Source organism: Shewanella fodinae, assembly GCF_014651955.1.
Lineage (GTDB): Bacteria > Pseudomonadota > Gammaproteobacteria > Enterobacterales > Shewanellaceae > Shewanella > Shewanella fodinae.
Genome location: NZ_BMXW01000001.1, coordinates 429,452 through 443,318 on the forward strand (window position 1 = coordinate 429,452; position 13,867 = coordinate 443,318).

A 13,867-nucleotide genomic window follows, 5' to 3' on the forward strand; every position below is an offset into this window, starting at 1 on the left:
GGAATTGCCTCATGAAAGATGAAACCATTGCCATCCATTATGGCTATCACACTGACCCCACCACCAAATCGGTGGCGGTGCCGATTTTCCAAACTGTCGCTTACGAATTTGATAATGCCCAACACGGCGCCGATCTGTTCAATCTGGCGGTTCCTGGCAATATTTACACGCGCTTGATGAACCCAACCAATGATGTGCTAGAGCAACGCCTGGCAGCGCTAGAGGGCGGTATCGGCGCACTGGTGGTTAGTGCTGGCGCGGCGGCAATCAACTATGCCATTCTGACCTTGGCTCAGGCCGGCGATAACATTGTTTCCACACCACAGTTATACGGTGGCACCTACACCCTGTTTGCCCATATGCTGCCCAGCCTTGGTATCAAGGTAAAATTTGCCAAAGACGATAAGCCTGAGAGCCTCGCGGCGCTTATCGATGACCAGACTAAAGCCGTGTATTGTGAATCCATCGGTAATCCTGCTGGTAATATTGCCGATCTGGAAAACATTGCCAAACTGGCGCACGCACAAGGCGTGCCCGTGATAGTCGATAACACGGTTGCCAGCCCGGTACTGTGCAAACCCATCCAATTTGGCGCCGATATCGTTGTGCATTCCATCACCAAATACGTTGGCGGTCATGGCACCTCCTTAGGTGGCGTGATTGTCGATTCAGGCAAATTCCCGTGGGCGGAACACAAAGCCCGTTTCCCGGTGTTCAATCAACCAGAGCCGTCTTACCATGGAGTGATTTATACTGAAGCGTTCGGTGCCGCCGCCTTTATTGGCCGCGCCCGTACCGTACCTTTGCGCAACACTGGCTCAACGCTATCGCCCATGAATGCCTTTTTACTGTTGCAAGGATTGGAAACCCTGCCACTGCGGATGGAGCGCCATTGCTACAACGCCGCCAAAGTTGCACAGTTTCTTAAAGATCACGCTAAAGTCAGTTGGGTAAGCTACGCCGGATTACAAGAGTCGCCTTACTATCCGCTGGCGCAAAAATATATGCACGGCACCCCGTCCGCCATTTTGTCGTTTGGGTTAAAAGATGGCTACGAGGCCGGGGTACGATTCTATGATGCGTTAAAGATGATTAAACGTTTGGTGAACATTGGTGATGCCAAGACGTTGGCCTGTCACCCGGCGTCAACCACTCATCGCCAGATGGCACCAAATGAGCAATTACAGGCTGGCGTTAAACCAGAGATGATCCGCCTGTCCATTGGTATTGAACATATCGATGACATCATCGCCGATCTGGATCAAGCGCTGAACACCTAAGCACTAGTGGTCGTCTTGTCCTAAGATAGGTTATCAAGCAGAAAGCGCACTTTAAGTGCGCTTTCTGCTTACATACTCAGCAATGGTCTCAACCGTCAACCACACTGAACTACCACTGCATTTCGCCAGTGTTGACTTTAGCACTAAGTTCCAACGATTGCTCACCAGACAAAGTGGGATATTTGGCTTTCATCACCGCCACTACCGCCGCCGAACCATGTTCACTTTTTAGTGCGGCATCAAAATCTTGCAGGTACTGTTTAGTAAATTCCAGCGCCTTCACCCCCGCTGGCATAGTGTGAATATAATGTCCAGGGATCACCTTTACGGGGTTAAGCGCTAACATGGCATCAAGATCATCACGCCAGCTTTGTCTTGCAGCCACACTTTGAGTATCTGCGGTCCACACATGTTGACCAGACACCACCCCAACGCCACCTAAAATTGTACGGTTCTGCGGTATCCACAAAAATGCACCATAATCATTGCCTTTGTGCAGCTCTACCGTTACACCGTCAACCGTAAACTGCGTTTCATCTGTTGCTTGCGGCACAATGATTTTGCTTGGAGCCCCGGCTTTTAACAGCGGCCCCCAATACGCAATTTTGGCAGCTTTTGTGGCATTGATATGGTCAACGACTTTTTGAGTGGCAACCACTTTGGCCTCTGGGAACGCCGCTACTATCGGCTGCAAACCAAAATAGAAATCAGGATCGCCACAAGTGATCAAAATGGTGGTCAAATGCTTGCCACTTGCTTTAATGAGCTTTACCAGTGCAGCGCCATCTTGGGTGCTGAACTGCGCATCCACCAGCATGGCTTCATGCGGTCCACTAATCAAAGTCGAGCTGATGGGGAATATCCCATTCTGCTGGGGGTTGTACGTTTGTAATTGCAATGTCGCGCCATTGGCGCTGGCAACACTCGCCAGTAATCCGACAACGGCGACACACCACAGTTTAACTAAATGTTTCATTTGCTACTCCTTTCGATGGTGCTGTGCTCACGCCGATAACCATTGGCGCAGTTGCTTAACTAAGGCTGCTGGCTCACCATAAAAACGGCTAACCGGCACATTGATAAATTGTTCACCGCGTTGCAGCAATAGACTGGGGAACCCTTGTGCACCGTGCTGTGCCATCAGTTGCCGCGTTTGCTCAATTGCTTGCGTGGCCTGTTTTTTAGCCGCATCACTGCTGGCTTGTTGCCACCGTCCAGTGTCTATCGCCAAATCTGCAGCCAAGGCGCTCAATACCGCAGGCTGAGTGATATCTTTGCCTTCCACATACCAAGCGTGCTGCGCTGCCGCCAGAAACGCTAACGCATCGCCATCATCTTGCTGTTGCAGTGTTAGCATCGCCGCACTGGCGGGCAGTGAATCCAATACCACCGACTGATCACGGCACAAGTGCTCACGATAATTATCACCAAAAACGGCCCCGGTCAGTTCCGCAATGCGGGCATCGTGTTCACTGACATGCTGATGCCAGTCGGCATTGATTCGACGGCGGCTATAGCCGATAAACAAGCCGCCTGAGTGCAAAACATTGTGGCTCGGCCATGCAGCGGCTGTGGCTTGTAGCAGCGGTAAAGCGCCATAACTCCAGCCACAGAGCGGGTCAATTATCCAGTGCAAAGTGAATTGTGTTGCTGTAGTCATCATGAAATCTCCTGCGTTCAATCAATGCTGCTATTTTAAGTTTCATTTTCAGCAACAAAATCCCCATAATAAGACATAGTTTGTTTCTTAAATCGAGCAGATGAATGGACAGGATCACCGCTGCGCAGGTATTTAATCGTATTTGTGAATTGGGTAGTTTAAGTGCCGCATCGCGGGCGATGGGGATGTCGCGACCGATGATCAGTCGCTATTTAGCAGAAATGGAAGACTGGGCCGGAACGCGCTTGTTGCATCGCTCCTCGCGCAAATTAAGCTTAACGCCTGCAGGCGAGCAACTGCTATTACAAACCCAAGCGCTGCTGCAAGTCGCCGAAGGGATCAGTCAAGTGGAACGGCAACAAACGGTGGCGGGAACCTTGCGTATTTCCTGCGCCCATTTCACCGCGCAGCGGATTTTGAATCCGCTGTTGCAGCAGTTTCTCAAGCAACATCCCGCCCTGAAAGTGGAAATACAGATCAGTAATCAAAACGTTAACTTGGTAGCGGAACGAATCGATTTGGCGCTACGCATCACTAACGAGCTAGATCCCAATATTATTGCCAGAAAATTGGGTGACTGCCGTTCGGTGCTATGTGCCAGTGCCAACTATCTTGCCGAATATGGCTCGCCGCAAACACCCGCACAGTTAATCAACCATAACTGTTTGCACTATAGTAACTTTTCTGATGGTTACTGGTCGTTTACAGCACCAAATGGCGAGCCCATTGATGCGGCAATTCGAGGGAATTTGTGCGTCAATGAGTCTTCCATTTTACTGGATGCCATCCTCAATGATGCAGGTATTGCGATGTTGCCAACGTTAGATGCCGCGCCTTATATCCAAAGTGGTCAGCTAATTCCGCTGCTTGGCGACTACCCGCCACAATTACTGGGGATCTATGGTATTTATCGCAGTCGCTTGCATCAGCCATTAGCCTTGAAATTGTTGCTGACGGCCTTGCAGGACTATCTGCGGCAAGCAGATCAGCAGGCGTTAACCCAAATGACCATTAACTCACCATAGCGCCAGTGTTTTTCCATGTGATACGCTGACGCGGCAATAAGCACTCAGCGCGGGCGCTATTTTCAAGTGGCCGCAACGCCGAGAAAGCTAACCACCGCGGTCATCCGCTCACGGTGAAGATGAAACATGAATCCAACAAAAGTGGTGCGTGAACAGGTAAAACAGTTGACCGACTTGCCCAATATTGGCAAAGCCATGGCGGGCGATCTGCAACGATTGGGCATTAGCACGCCGCAACAACTGCATGGACGCGATCCCTACGCGTTATATCTGGCGTTATGTGAATTGACCGGGGAACGTCAAGATCCTTGTGTGCTTGACGTATTTATTGCCATTACCCGCTTTGTGGATGGTGAGGATGCCGCCCCTTGGTGGCACTATACGGCCGAGCGAAAAGCCCGCTATCAACGCTAGTGATGAACACCGTTTGCCGTTTATTCACTGGCAGTCAGGGCGGTGATGATATGCGGCATCCGCCGTTTCATCTCCTCCACAAACAACCGAAGCTTCGCCGGATAAAAACGCGCGTAAGGATAGATGATATAAACCGGTAATGGCGGCGCCTGCCAGCCGGGCAATAGCTGTTGCAACCGTCCCGCACGCACATCTTTTGCGACTAGCCATTCTGAGCCAACACCGATACCCAACCCGTTGACGGCCGCGCTGCACAAGGCATAAAGGCTGTCGGTGTAGAATCTGGGCGTGAGTTTCAAGGTGTACTGTTCACCACTTTGGTGACTGAGTATCAGTTCATTGCGGTAAAATGTCTGCAGCGCCAGCCAAGGCTTCTGCTCCAGTTGTCGCGGATGCGTCAGCGTCCCCCAGTCTGCCGCGAGCGCAGATGACGCCACTAGGATGCGCGGAACTTCGGCCAGTTTAATCGCCACCATGTTCGCATCGCTCACGTCCCCCACCTGGATGGCACAATCAATATCCGAAGCAATAAAGTCCTTGATGGCACGGTCATCATGCAGCAGCCATTGTACCGAGACATCAGGATACTGCCGCATAAAATCTGCTAGGGGTGCCACCAGTGCATCCTGTCCAAAAGCATGCGGCGCAATTACTCGCAACATGCCTTCTGGAGCCTTAATGGCCCCAGTCAACTCGCTGTCAAAACTGTCCCACCGTTCCACCAATTCTTTGGCACCCGCATAATAACGCTCCCCCACTTCCGTCAAACGGAACTGATGAGTGGAGCGGTGCAGCAGTTTCAGGCCTAACTGTTGTTCCAAAGTTTGGAGACGGCGACTGATAGTTGGCTGAGTGGTTGCCATCTGTTTGGCGGCAGCAGACATTGAACCCGCCTCTACAATCCGGATAAAGGTTTTCATCAGCTCGATGCGGTCGGGTACGTTAGCAATGACCATGATTGCACTTCCTTTTGTTGTCAGACAACACGCCAGCAGTTTTATACACATTACGTATATCAAGATTACCAGTCAGCCATCTACACAGCAAATATCACCGGATTATCATCACATCCATCGAAATCAATAGGTATACCATGATGAAATCCATGCACGATACACATAACACCCAACAACCGGCTATTCCCGGTTATTTGATCTTCATGTTGGCTTTGACCGCAGGGATGGCCGTTGCTTCACTGTATTATTGTCAACCATTACTGGCATTGCTCGGCAACAATTTTCACCTGAACAGCGCTACGGTTGGCACATTACCAACACTGACACAGGCAGGTTATGCACTTGGGCTAATGTTGTTGATCCCGCTCGGAGACAAATTTGACAGGCGCCGCGTGATACTCGTTAAAGGTCTAGCGTTAGCCACTGCATTGGCCTTTACCGCAGTTAGCCCAGGTTTGGCACTAGTGCTAGTGGCCAGCTTTATCGTAGGGATCACCGCCACCATGGCGCAGGATGTAATCCCCGCGGCGGCGGCCATGACGGACAGTAGTCAGCGTGGTCGAGTTGTAGGACAAGTGATGACCGGATTATTGACGGGGATACTCCTGTCACGGGTGATCAGTGGTTTTATCGGTGAATGGTTCGGCTGGCGCAGTGTTTATCTCGCCGCGGCTGCAGCCATGTTACTGGTGACGATTTTACTATGGCGCGCCTTGCCGCGGTTTACCCCCGCCAGTACGCTGAGTGTTGGTGAGTTATACCGCTCTATGTTTAGTTTACTGGCGACTCATGCCAAATTGCAGAAAGCCGCCGTAGCACAAGGACTGCTAAACGCCGCCTTCAGTGCCTTCTGGACCACATTGGCATTAATGCTCTATCAGAATTTTCATCTAGGCAGTAGTGCCGCTGGCCTATTTGGTCTTGCCGGTGCAGTTGGCGCATTAACCGCACCTTTTTTTGGTAAAGCGGCCGACCGTTTTGGACCACAGCGCATGACACGGATTGGGGCACTGCTGACCGGCGTATCATTTTTACTGATGCTGTTTGCGGGAAGTGCGATTAACACCACGTGGTATTTGCCAATATTGGCAGTGCTGACGGTGAGTTTTGATATGGGGGTGCAAATGTGTCTGATCTCCCATCAGACCATCATCTACAACACCGCCCCCCATGCGATGAGTCGAGCCAATGCCATTCTGCTAGCCGGAGTATTTATCGGCATGACCAGCGGCAGTCTGGTTGCCAGCCAGCTATTTAGCCACTGGGGTTGGCAGGCCGTGATAGCCTTTGCCACGTTGGTATCCGCACTAGCGCTGCTACTGCGGTTGCTGCCAGAACGGCGCACTATGATAAGTGACACTGTGATTTAGGTAACATTTTACTTACAGTAATCCGGCTGCAGTTCACGCCGCGCAAAATACTGCAGCCACCAAGTTGTTTTTTTGACCAGTAGCGCAAATTTTCTGTGGTCATACGGGTAATTTGGACAACCGTGTGCGACTCAGCGCACCGACAATCTCCCCAGCAAAGCAGGTTGGCCATCAATGGCAAGTCATTGTGGCTGACCGAAAGGAAATCATCAGATGAAAACAGCGGTATTGGTTATAGATGTACAGCGCGCTTTTTTCGAGCAAGAACCACTGCCCTATCGCGCTAAGGCAACCATTAACAACATCAATGCAGTCACCGAATGGGCGCGCGCGCAACGTTACCCGGTGGTGTTTATTCAACATCAGCGTGCGGGGCTGGAGCCTGGCGGCGATGGCTGGCAGTTGCAACTGGATTTATTGGTGCGTCATGGTGATCAATTTGTTCAGAAAAGCACACCGGATTCGTTCCAGAACACCATTTTAAAACCGCTGCTGGATCAACACGGCATTGATCACTTGGTCATTTGTGGTTTTGCCACAGAGTTTTGCGTAGACACCACGGTACGCCGTGCGGCGGCTCTGGGATATTCAGTAGACTTGGTAGCCGATGCCCATACCACACTGGATAAAGCCCATGCCGATGCCGCCTGTATCCGCCATCATCACAATTGCACGCTACCGGCGATTACCAGCTTTGGCGTTACTATCCGCGCCGTGCCAACGGCTCAGTTAGTGCTGACAGAACAACACCCGGCAACATTAGTGTTATAACTCCTATTGGACGCAGTAACCGCATAAAAAACGTGGCTCAATGGCCACGTTTTTTGGGTTAGGCGTCACGATCAGTTAGGAATAATCTCTCTGATCTGAATATCAAACCAGCTGGCACGCCCGTTAGGTGCGGTAGACTTAACTTGTACCTGCTGAAATCCATGTAATGTCACGGGTACCCAACTCATATTCTCAGCATCTATGCTGTTGTTATTGGCATCGTACCAGGTCACACGATATTGTAGATTCAGGTTATAAGATGTATGACTGCGTAAGGTAGCATAGCCACTCAACTGACCACCATCTGGATAGGCTTTTATCGATTCTAGGCTCACCTTGCGACCAATGCTGACATTATCAACCCGGTTAACGCCCTGTGAATTTGCATAAATCCCGGCAGTATTGGTTGCGCAGGCACCAAGTGTCAGCAACGCCACTGTCATCAGCACAGCTGTTTTCATTCTAGATACTCCTTCATCAATCGATCAAAAAATGCGCCCTCGCAGTGGCAATCAGCTGTTTGCGATTAGTCTGCCAGCAGTTGATATGCACGTTAGCCACACGTCGTCCTTGGCGAGTGATATAGCACTCAGCAAAAGAGTCTTTATGATACCCCGCACGTAAATAATCGATAGAAAAATCGACCACTTTGGGCACCTTGCTGGTCTGCATAAACACCATCAACTGGATGATGGCTGACATTTCCATAAAGCCTGCAATCACGCCGCCATGCAGTGCAGGCAGTACCGGATTACCGATGTTGTCATCTTTTGCTGGCAGCCGAAACACCAGTTCGTCTCCAAAACGATTGACCTCCATGCCAATAAATCGGGCATAGGGCACATGTTCCAGCAGATAGTTAAAATCGTTGGTTTCAGCAACTTTGGCTACCAGACTTTTGACATCGCTTATCTGAGGTTTGTTCTCGCTCATGGCTACTGCTCATCCCCCATTAATGCTTGTCGGAACGCGTCACCTATCATTTCAGGGCTAATCCGCATAAAACTGCCCACGGCGTGCGCGATTGGATCATCGATGCTGTCCTGGTAGGCGAAACCGCGGGTAAAAGCGACACTTGAGGATAAACGGTAGCATTCAGCAAACCCGAATATGGGTTTATGAGGTTGCGCAGGTTTCATATAGTCCACCCGCAGATCCAGCGTGGGGGAGATCTCTAATGAAGCAAATTTTTGCTTGATTGCACACACGACCGCGCAACCACTGGCGGTATCCATCAAGGTGGTGATCACACCGCCATGTAACACGCCGGTGTCGGGATAGCCAATCAACGCCTCGTTATAGGGTAACTCCAATAGCACATGATGTTCGCTGGCCTCATGTACCTGCAACCCCAGGCGGCGACACTGGGCTAACTGATTAACAAACCGGGTCGCCAAGCCGGTCATTGGAAAAAATTCTGGATTGGTCTTCATTTATCGCTCTTGTCGGTGCTTTTGCAACTGAGCATCGGTCCTAACGGCTCACCGCCCAGCAGATGCATATGCACATGGAATACTTCCTGACCACCATATTCATTACAGTTAACAATCAGACGGTAACCATCTTCAGCAATGCCGGCTTCTTCAGCCAATTTGGCAGCCACGGTAAACATTCGTCCCAGCGCCTGTTCGTCAGATGCCTTCACATCATTAATGGTAGGGATCACATGATTAGGAACAATCAGCAGATGCACTGGGGCCTTAGGCGCTATGTCTCTGAAGGCAGTGACCAGATGATCCTGATACACGATATCGGCGGGAATTTCACGCCGTACAATTTTACTGAATAGGGTTTCTTCGGCCATAGTCCACTCTCCGGTGTGTTGTTTTCAAAGCCTTAATATCACAGTTTTTCACTGTTTAGCCATTATAACCGAAGCAATCGCAGATGGAGTGCCCAAACCCGATTCGAAGTTGCTAATTGCCGCATAAACGCTGTAAACCAGCAGCAACAGCATCGACACTGGCAGCATAGCGGGACAGTATAAGACATTGAAAATCTGCAATGATGATTGCTGGCGGCGGGCATTTTTGGCAGCATGGCATCATCTTAAGCCCACATACATTCTCGTCCCATGATCCGTTATCAGATTACCGCCATCGATCCGGTGGCCCATCTGTTTGAAGTCGCGTTACGTATTGATAAACCCGCCCCGGTGCAACAGCTGTGGCTGCCCGCTTGGTTGCCCGGCAGTTATATGGTGCGTGACTTTGCCAAAAATCTTATCGATATCCGTGCATTTGATGAAATCAATCGGCCATTGCCGCTACAACAACTGGACAAGCAACGCTGGCAAGTGAGTTCTAGCGCCGAGGTGCTGCACCTGCGTTACCGGGTTTATGCCTGGGATTTATCGGTACGCACCGCCCACCTGGATCAAACTCACGGTTTTTTCAACGGCAGTAGCGTCTTTCTGGCGGTGGCTGGTCGCGAGCAACAAACACATGAAGTTGAAATTCTGCCACCCAAAGGAATAGTAGACTGGCAACTAGCCACCATGTTACCTCGTGTTAGTGGCGACGACTGGCAGTTTGGCCGTTTTCGTGCAGCGGATTACGATGAACTTATCGATCATCCGGTAGAGATGGGCACCTTTACTATAGGTACTTTTAATGCCTGCGGCGTACGTCATGATGTTATTCTCACCGGGCGTCATTACTGCTGTATGCCGCGTTTGCTGGCTGATTTAACGGCCATCTGTGAAAGCCAGATCCAACTGTTTGGCACGCCAGCGCCGTTTGACCGTTACCTGTTTATGACCCAAGTGCTAAAAGACGGCTTTGGAGGCTTGGAACATCGAGCATCCACGGCCCTGCATTGCTCCCGCCATGAACTGCCACAATCAGTGGATGCGCCAGTGGATAAGGACTATCGCAACTATCTAACACTCTGCAGTCATGAGTATTTCCATAGCTGGAACGTCAAACGCATTAAACCTGCGGCTTTTATGCCGTATCAGTTACAAGCTGAAAGTTACACCCGCCAGTTATGGGCTTATGAAGGCATCACCTCCTATTATGATGACTTGATGACCTACCGCAGCGGCTGTATTGACAAACAAGGCTATCTGGAACTACTCAGCCAAACCTTTACCCGAGTTTATCGCGGTAGTGGCCGCTTACTACAGAGCCTGAGTGATTCCAGTTTTAATGCTTGGACTAAGTTCTACAAACAGGATGAAAATGCGGGCAATGCGATTGTTAGCTACTACACCAAAGGCGCGTTATTTGCCTTATTCCTCGATTTAACCCTGAGATTAGAAACTCATGGCAAAAAATCGTTGGATGACCTGATGCGCCTCCTGTGGCAACGTTTTGGTCAAAAAGCCCTTGGCACCGCTGATGACAGCCACCAGCAACTTTACAGCGAGTTGTTGGGCCGTGATGCTACTGCAGAATTTGCTTGGCTCCACCAAACAGAAGATTTACCACTGGCCTCGCTGCTCGCGCAATTTGGCGTTGAACTGAAACTGCGTACCAGCAGTGGTAATAGCGATCAAGGTGGTGGCAACATCGACGGACTCACCGTCGGTTTTGGCGCTAAATATAAGGCGGAAAGCATTGGGATCCGCCTGACCAGTATCAGCAATGGCTCCGCTGCTCATAAAGCTGGCCTCAGTGCCAAAGACCTACTGATTGCGGCCGATGGCCTGCAAGTCAGCACGCAATTTGAGCAAGCATTGCAACGCTATCAGCCCGGAACATCCATCACGCTGCATTGGTTCCGCGATGATGTGCTGATGACAGGAGAATTACCTATCGAAGCCGCCGCCAAAGATACGGTGTCACTTATCTTAAAAGATGATGTGCAGGCCAAAGCTTGGCTGGGCTAACCGGTTAATACGCTGATTTGTCTAACACTTATGTGCCGAAAAAGAGTGGTGCCGGCCACTCTTTTGCTTTCAGCATGCCAGGCATCATTCATTACTTGGCACGCGCAAGACAATAACATAATCGCTGGCATCTTATGCCAGCTATAGCACCGATTCGGCGAACTAAACCGTGAGTTCTGCATATCTGCTTCGCAAAACGCGCAGATTGCTCTACTATGCGCCACCCCAAAAAATTTCCGCTGAAATACCTAGGCCAATATGTCTGCCAATGCACTCTATAACGATCTTTCCGGCTACTACGATTTAATGTGTGTCGATATCGACTATCAAGCCCAAAGTCATTGCATTCGCAGGCTCCACCAAATTTTTGGCAACGGCGGTAATACCCATCTCGATTTAGCCTGCGGTACCGGCCCGCACGTACGCCATTTTATCGATTATGGCTTTCAAAGTTGTGGACTGGATATTAACCAGCCAATGCTTGATATTGCGGCAGAGCGTTGCCCAGAGGCAGAGTTTATCCGGCAGGATATGAGCAGTTTTGCAGTAGCTAAACCGCTGGATTTGATTACTTGTTTTCTCTATTCCATCCACTACAACGGCGGCCTCGATAAGCTGCAACAATGTATTAGCCACGTTCACCAAGCATTAAACCCCGGTGGCATTTTCTGCTTCAATGTGGTCGCAAAAGACAAAATAAACAATGCGTTATTTGTTAAACACAGCACCAAACACGCAGACGACTTATTCTCTTTCCGCTCCAGTTGGTTTTATAGCGGCGCTGGCGACATGCAGTCACTCAAACTCAGCATTGAGAAATCTAACGCCAGCGAAACCCAGATATGGCATGACGAACATCCCATGGTGGCATTCTGCTTTGCCGACTTAATCGCACTGCTACAGCCTTACTTTGAAGTGCATATGTTTGAACATGACTACGACAAAATCATGCCGTGGGATCAACAATCCGGCAATGCCATTGTAGCGTGCGTGAGGATTTAACGTCGACGCACGTTATTGGACATATTTCCGTGTTAAAGCCTTAACTCTAACTCAACATTTTCGGATAAAAATTTCTATGGGTTAACGCCCCACTCAATTGCGCACTAACAGGAAGTGAAGCGTGCAAATTACTTTGAACAACAACTGCCAGTGTTAACTGCGTCAATTGCAGTGGATTGCTAACAAGTCATGCCGATGTAAAGCGAACCTTACTAAAAGTATGTTTGTTCGCAGAGATCAGTAAGCTCATTTTTCATTTTCCCATCATTAATATCTGCCTCTTTATCAACGAGACCAAGATCCCTTAACTTACTTGTTCTACGACCAACTAGTTGATGAGTTGCATCTATTAACAGACCAATTTCACCAGCTCTCATCTTCTTATTTTCATCTTTAAGAACATTAATAATTTCTAGTTCAACAGGTTCTAACATTATAGATTGATCCAATTTTTTGAATTCTTCTTTAAAATCATCGGCAAGATTCACTATAGAGCACGTTCCTTCATTACATTCAGGGCATCTCCATTTATAAAGCTCAAGACTTGGTTTTAAATCCATTGGATGGCAAGTAAAACAAGTATCGCATCTAATAGTTTGATTCTGTGATAAAAAACGCCTCGCCGCACGCGTAAACTCAAAGCAGCGTTGTTGAAAATAATGTCTAAATGGGCGTCCTTGAGGGTAACCCCATGCCATTCTCTCGCTTTCACATAGTCCTAAGAAAAATGCATAAACAATCACATCATTACCATTTTTATCGCGCATACTTTTATAACGAGAAACCAAAAAATTTGACTCTAAAGAAGAGAATACATCTTCAAGTTCTGGGGTAACTGTAAAATGGCTCGTGGGAGGAATACCAACCAAATCTTTGAAGTAACCGCCCCCGACTTCACCTGCTACTATTTTTTTTCGAACATCTTTAGCTTCATTAATCAAACAGCGTAATAGTTCATTTTGATTGTGCCTGTCCAATTTATTTTCAAATGGCTCTAAAGCATAACGATTTAATCGGTCAAAATATTTTTCTATTGTATTTTCATAATATTTTTTTGATGCTAAACGAATAGATGCTAACGTTATTTTTTGTCCTTTTGATATTTTATCTAAGAACAATGTATGAAGAATATACCCCATTATTCTTGGCACATTAAATGATGCTTGAAACATTAATTTCATCATTTCTTCTTTGGAGGTATCGTTAGTTATATCAAAATAATCGGTCAATGCCGCCCCAAATGCAGAAAATCTCTTTGATAATAACCGTTCAGCATAGTTAGAAGCTGAAAGTTCCATTTCTTGGACTTCATTTGATTCATAAAGGTCAGAAAAGTCTAAACTTATAGTATCTGTTTTTCCTGGATCTATTTTCCCATAGTAGACTCGTCCTGGATAACCGGCAATTTTCAATTTCACAGCTTCATTACTCTAGGGTCGGAGCACACTTTGAGCAATTTCTAACCAAAGAACACTTTTTCACGGTAGTCATCGCTCCAGCTAGCTTGTTTTAGTTTGTTCCGCTGGCTCGGTGAGCCGCAATCACACTGCCGCAGTA

15 protein-coding genes are annotated in these 13,867 nt (G+C 48.7%); 7 read left to right on the plus strand and 8 right to left on the minus strand.

Translation table 11 applies throughout. The features are described 5' to 3' along the window. Positions 1–11 precede the first annotated feature (11 nt). Complete coding sequence (locus tag IE064_RS02080) at positions 12–1,280, plus strand: O-acetylhomoserine aminocarboxypropyltransferase/cysteine synthase family protein (protein ID WP_189615941.1); 1,269 nt, start codon at positions 12–14, stop codon at positions 1,278–1,280. Between the two features lie 109 nt (positions 1,281–1,389). Here the strand turns inward: IE064_RS02080 and IE064_RS02085 are convergent, their stop codons facing one another. Together IE064_RS02085 and IE064_RS02090 are read right to left on the minus strand one after the other, a co-directional pair. Continuing rightward, a complete protein-coding gene (locus IE064_RS02085) occupies positions 1,390–2,256 on the minus strand; it encodes a Vmh family MBL fold metallo-hydrolase (RefSeq protein WP_189615942.1) in 867 nt (288 codons plus the stop codon). 27 nt (positions 2,257–2,283) lie between these two features. Further along, positions 2,284–2,943 (minus strand): DsbA family protein, encoded by a 660-nt coding sequence (locus IE064_RS02090; RefSeq protein ID WP_189615948.1) that lies wholly within the window; start codon positions 2,941–2,943, stop codon positions 2,284–2,286. 101 nt (positions 2,944–3,044) lie between these two features. On the opposite strand from IE064_RS02090, the gene IE064_RS02095 reads away from it, so the two are divergent. Then, on the plus strand, positions 3,045–3,965 hold the full coding sequence (locus IE064_RS02095) for a LysR family transcriptional regulator (RefSeq protein WP_189615951.1): 921 nt from the start codon (positions 3,045–3,047) through the stop codon (positions 3,963–3,965). A gap of 126 nt (positions 3,966–4,091) precedes the next feature. Further along, positions 4,092–4,379, plus strand: a complete 288-nt coding sequence (locus IE064_RS02100; RefSeq protein WP_189615953.1) for a helix-hairpin-helix domain-containing protein — start codon at positions 4,092–4,094, stop codon at positions 4,377–4,379. Between the two features lie 20 nt (positions 4,380–4,399). On the opposite strand, the gene IE064_RS02105 is transcribed toward IE064_RS02100, so the two are convergent. Further along, complete coding sequence (locus tag IE064_RS02105) at positions 4,400–5,335, minus strand: LysR family transcriptional regulator (protein ID WP_189615955.1); 936 nt, start codon at positions 5,333–5,335, stop codon at positions 4,400–4,402. A gap of 137 nt (positions 5,336–5,472) precedes the next feature. Between IE064_RS02105 and IE064_RS02110 the strand changes: the two genes are divergently transcribed. Together IE064_RS02110 and IE064_RS02115 are read left to right on the plus strand one after the other, a co-directional pair. Next, entirely contained in the window at positions 5,473–6,705 is a 1,233-nt protein-coding gene (locus tag IE064_RS02110; RefSeq protein ID WP_229799831.1) for an MFS transporter, read from the plus strand. Between the two features lie 213 nt (positions 6,706–6,918). After that, positions 6,919–7,476 (plus strand): cysteine hydrolase family protein, encoded by a 558-nt coding sequence (locus IE064_RS02115; RefSeq protein WP_189615956.1) that lies wholly within the window; start codon positions 6,919–6,921, stop codon positions 7,474–7,476. A gap of 71 nt (positions 7,477–7,547) precedes the next feature. On the opposite strand, the gene IE064_RS02120 is transcribed toward IE064_RS02115, so the two are convergent. The 4 genes from IE064_RS02120 to hinT are packed head-to-tail and all read right to left on the minus strand — an operon-like array spanning position 7,548 to position 9,280. After that, the gene (locus IE064_RS02120; protein ID WP_189615958.1) at positions 7,548–7,937 is read right to left on the minus strand and encodes a YcfL family putative periplasmic lipoprotein; all 390 of its coding nucleotides are present in this window, start codon (positions 7,935–7,937) and stop codon (positions 7,548–7,550) included. 16 nt (positions 7,938–7,953) lie between these two features. Continuing rightward, positions 7,954–8,409, minus strand: coding sequence for a PaaI family thioesterase (locus IE064_RS02125; RefSeq protein WP_189615960.1), 456 nt, complete (start codon positions 8,407–8,409; stop codon positions 7,954–7,956). A gap of 2 nt (positions 8,410–8,411) precedes the next feature. Next, complete coding sequence (locus IE064_RS02130) at positions 8,412–8,909, minus strand: PaaI family thioesterase (protein ID WP_133037760.1); 498 nt, start codon at positions 8,907–8,909, stop codon at positions 8,412–8,414. Beyond that, a complete protein-coding gene (hinT, locus tag IE064_RS02135) occupies positions 8,906–9,280 on the minus strand; it encodes a purine nucleoside phosphoramidase (protein ID WP_133037761.1) in 375 nt (124 codons plus the stop codon). The genes IE064_RS02130 and hinT overlap by 4 nt, the downstream gene beginning before the upstream one ends. 270 nt (positions 9,281–9,550) lie before the next feature. On the opposite strand from hinT, the gene IE064_RS02140 reads away from it, so the two are divergent. Both IE064_RS02140 and IE064_RS02145 read left to right on the plus strand, forming a co-directional pair. Further along, positions 9,551–11,308, plus strand: coding sequence for a M61 family metallopeptidase (locus IE064_RS02140; protein ID WP_189615962.1), 1,758 nt, complete (start codon positions 9,551–9,553; stop codon positions 11,306–11,308). A gap of 258 nt (positions 11,309–11,566) precedes the next feature. Beyond that, entirely contained in the window at positions 11,567–12,310 is a 744-nt protein-coding gene (locus tag IE064_RS02145; RefSeq protein ID WP_189615964.1) for a class I SAM-dependent DNA methyltransferase, read from the plus strand. Positions 12,311–12,522: 212 nt separating this feature from the next. Here the strand turns inward: IE064_RS02145 and IE064_RS02150 are convergent, their stop codons facing one another. Further along, complete coding sequence (locus IE064_RS02150; RefSeq protein WP_189615966.1) at positions 12,523–13,728, minus strand: hypothetical protein; 1,206 nt, start codon at positions 13,726–13,728, stop codon at positions 12,523–12,525. Positions 13,729–13,867 lie beyond the last annotated feature (139 nt).

Coding starts and splice junctions, on each gene's coding strand:
- IE064_RS02080 (WP_189615941.1), top strand. CDS start 12: ATGAAAGATGAAACCATTGCCATCCATTATGGCTATCACACTGACCCC.
- IE064_RS02085 (WP_189615942.1), bottom strand. CDS start 2,256: ATGAAACATTTAGTTAAACTGTGGTGTGTCGCCGTTGTCGGATTACTG.
- IE064_RS02090 (WP_189615948.1), bottom strand. CDS start 2,943: ATGATGACTACAGCAACACAATTCACTTTGCACTGGATAATTGACCCG.
- IE064_RS02095 (WP_189615951.1), top strand. CDS start 3,045: ATGGACAGGATCACCGCTGCGCAGGTATTTAATCGTATTTGTGAATTG.
- IE064_RS02100 (WP_189615953.1), top strand. CDS start 4,092: ATGAATCCAACAAAAGTGGTGCGTGAACAGGTAAAACAGTTGACCGAC.
- IE064_RS02105 (WP_189615955.1), bottom strand. CDS start 5,335: ATGGTCATTGCTAACGTACCCGACCGCATCGAGCTGATGAAAACCTTT.
- IE064_RS02110 (WP_229799831.1), top strand. CDS start 5,473: ATGATGAAATCCATGCACGATACACATAACACCCAACAACCGGCTATT.
- IE064_RS02115 (WP_189615956.1), top strand. CDS start 6,919: ATGAAAACAGCGGTATTGGTTATAGATGTACAGCGCGCTTTTTTCGAG.
- IE064_RS02120 (WP_189615958.1), bottom strand. CDS start 7,937: ATGAAAACAGCTGTGCTGATGACAGTGGCGTTGCTGACACTTGGTGCC.
- IE064_RS02125 (WP_189615960.1), bottom strand. CDS start 8,409: ATGAGCGAGAACAAACCTCAGATAAGCGATGTCAAAAGTCTGGTAGCC.
- IE064_RS02130 (WP_133037760.1), bottom strand. CDS start 8,909: ATGAAGACCAATCCAGAATTTTTTCCAATGACCGGCTTGGCGACCCGG.
- hinT (WP_133037761.1), bottom strand. CDS start 9,280: ATGGCCGAAGAAACCCTATTCAGTAAAATTGTACGGCGTGAAATTCCC.
- IE064_RS02140 (WP_189615962.1), top strand. CDS start 9,551: ATGATCCGTTATCAGATTACCGCCATCGATCCGGTGGCCCATCTGTTT.
- IE064_RS02145 (WP_189615964.1), top strand. CDS start 11,567: ATGTCTGCCAATGCACTCTATAACGATCTTTCCGGCTACTACGATTTA.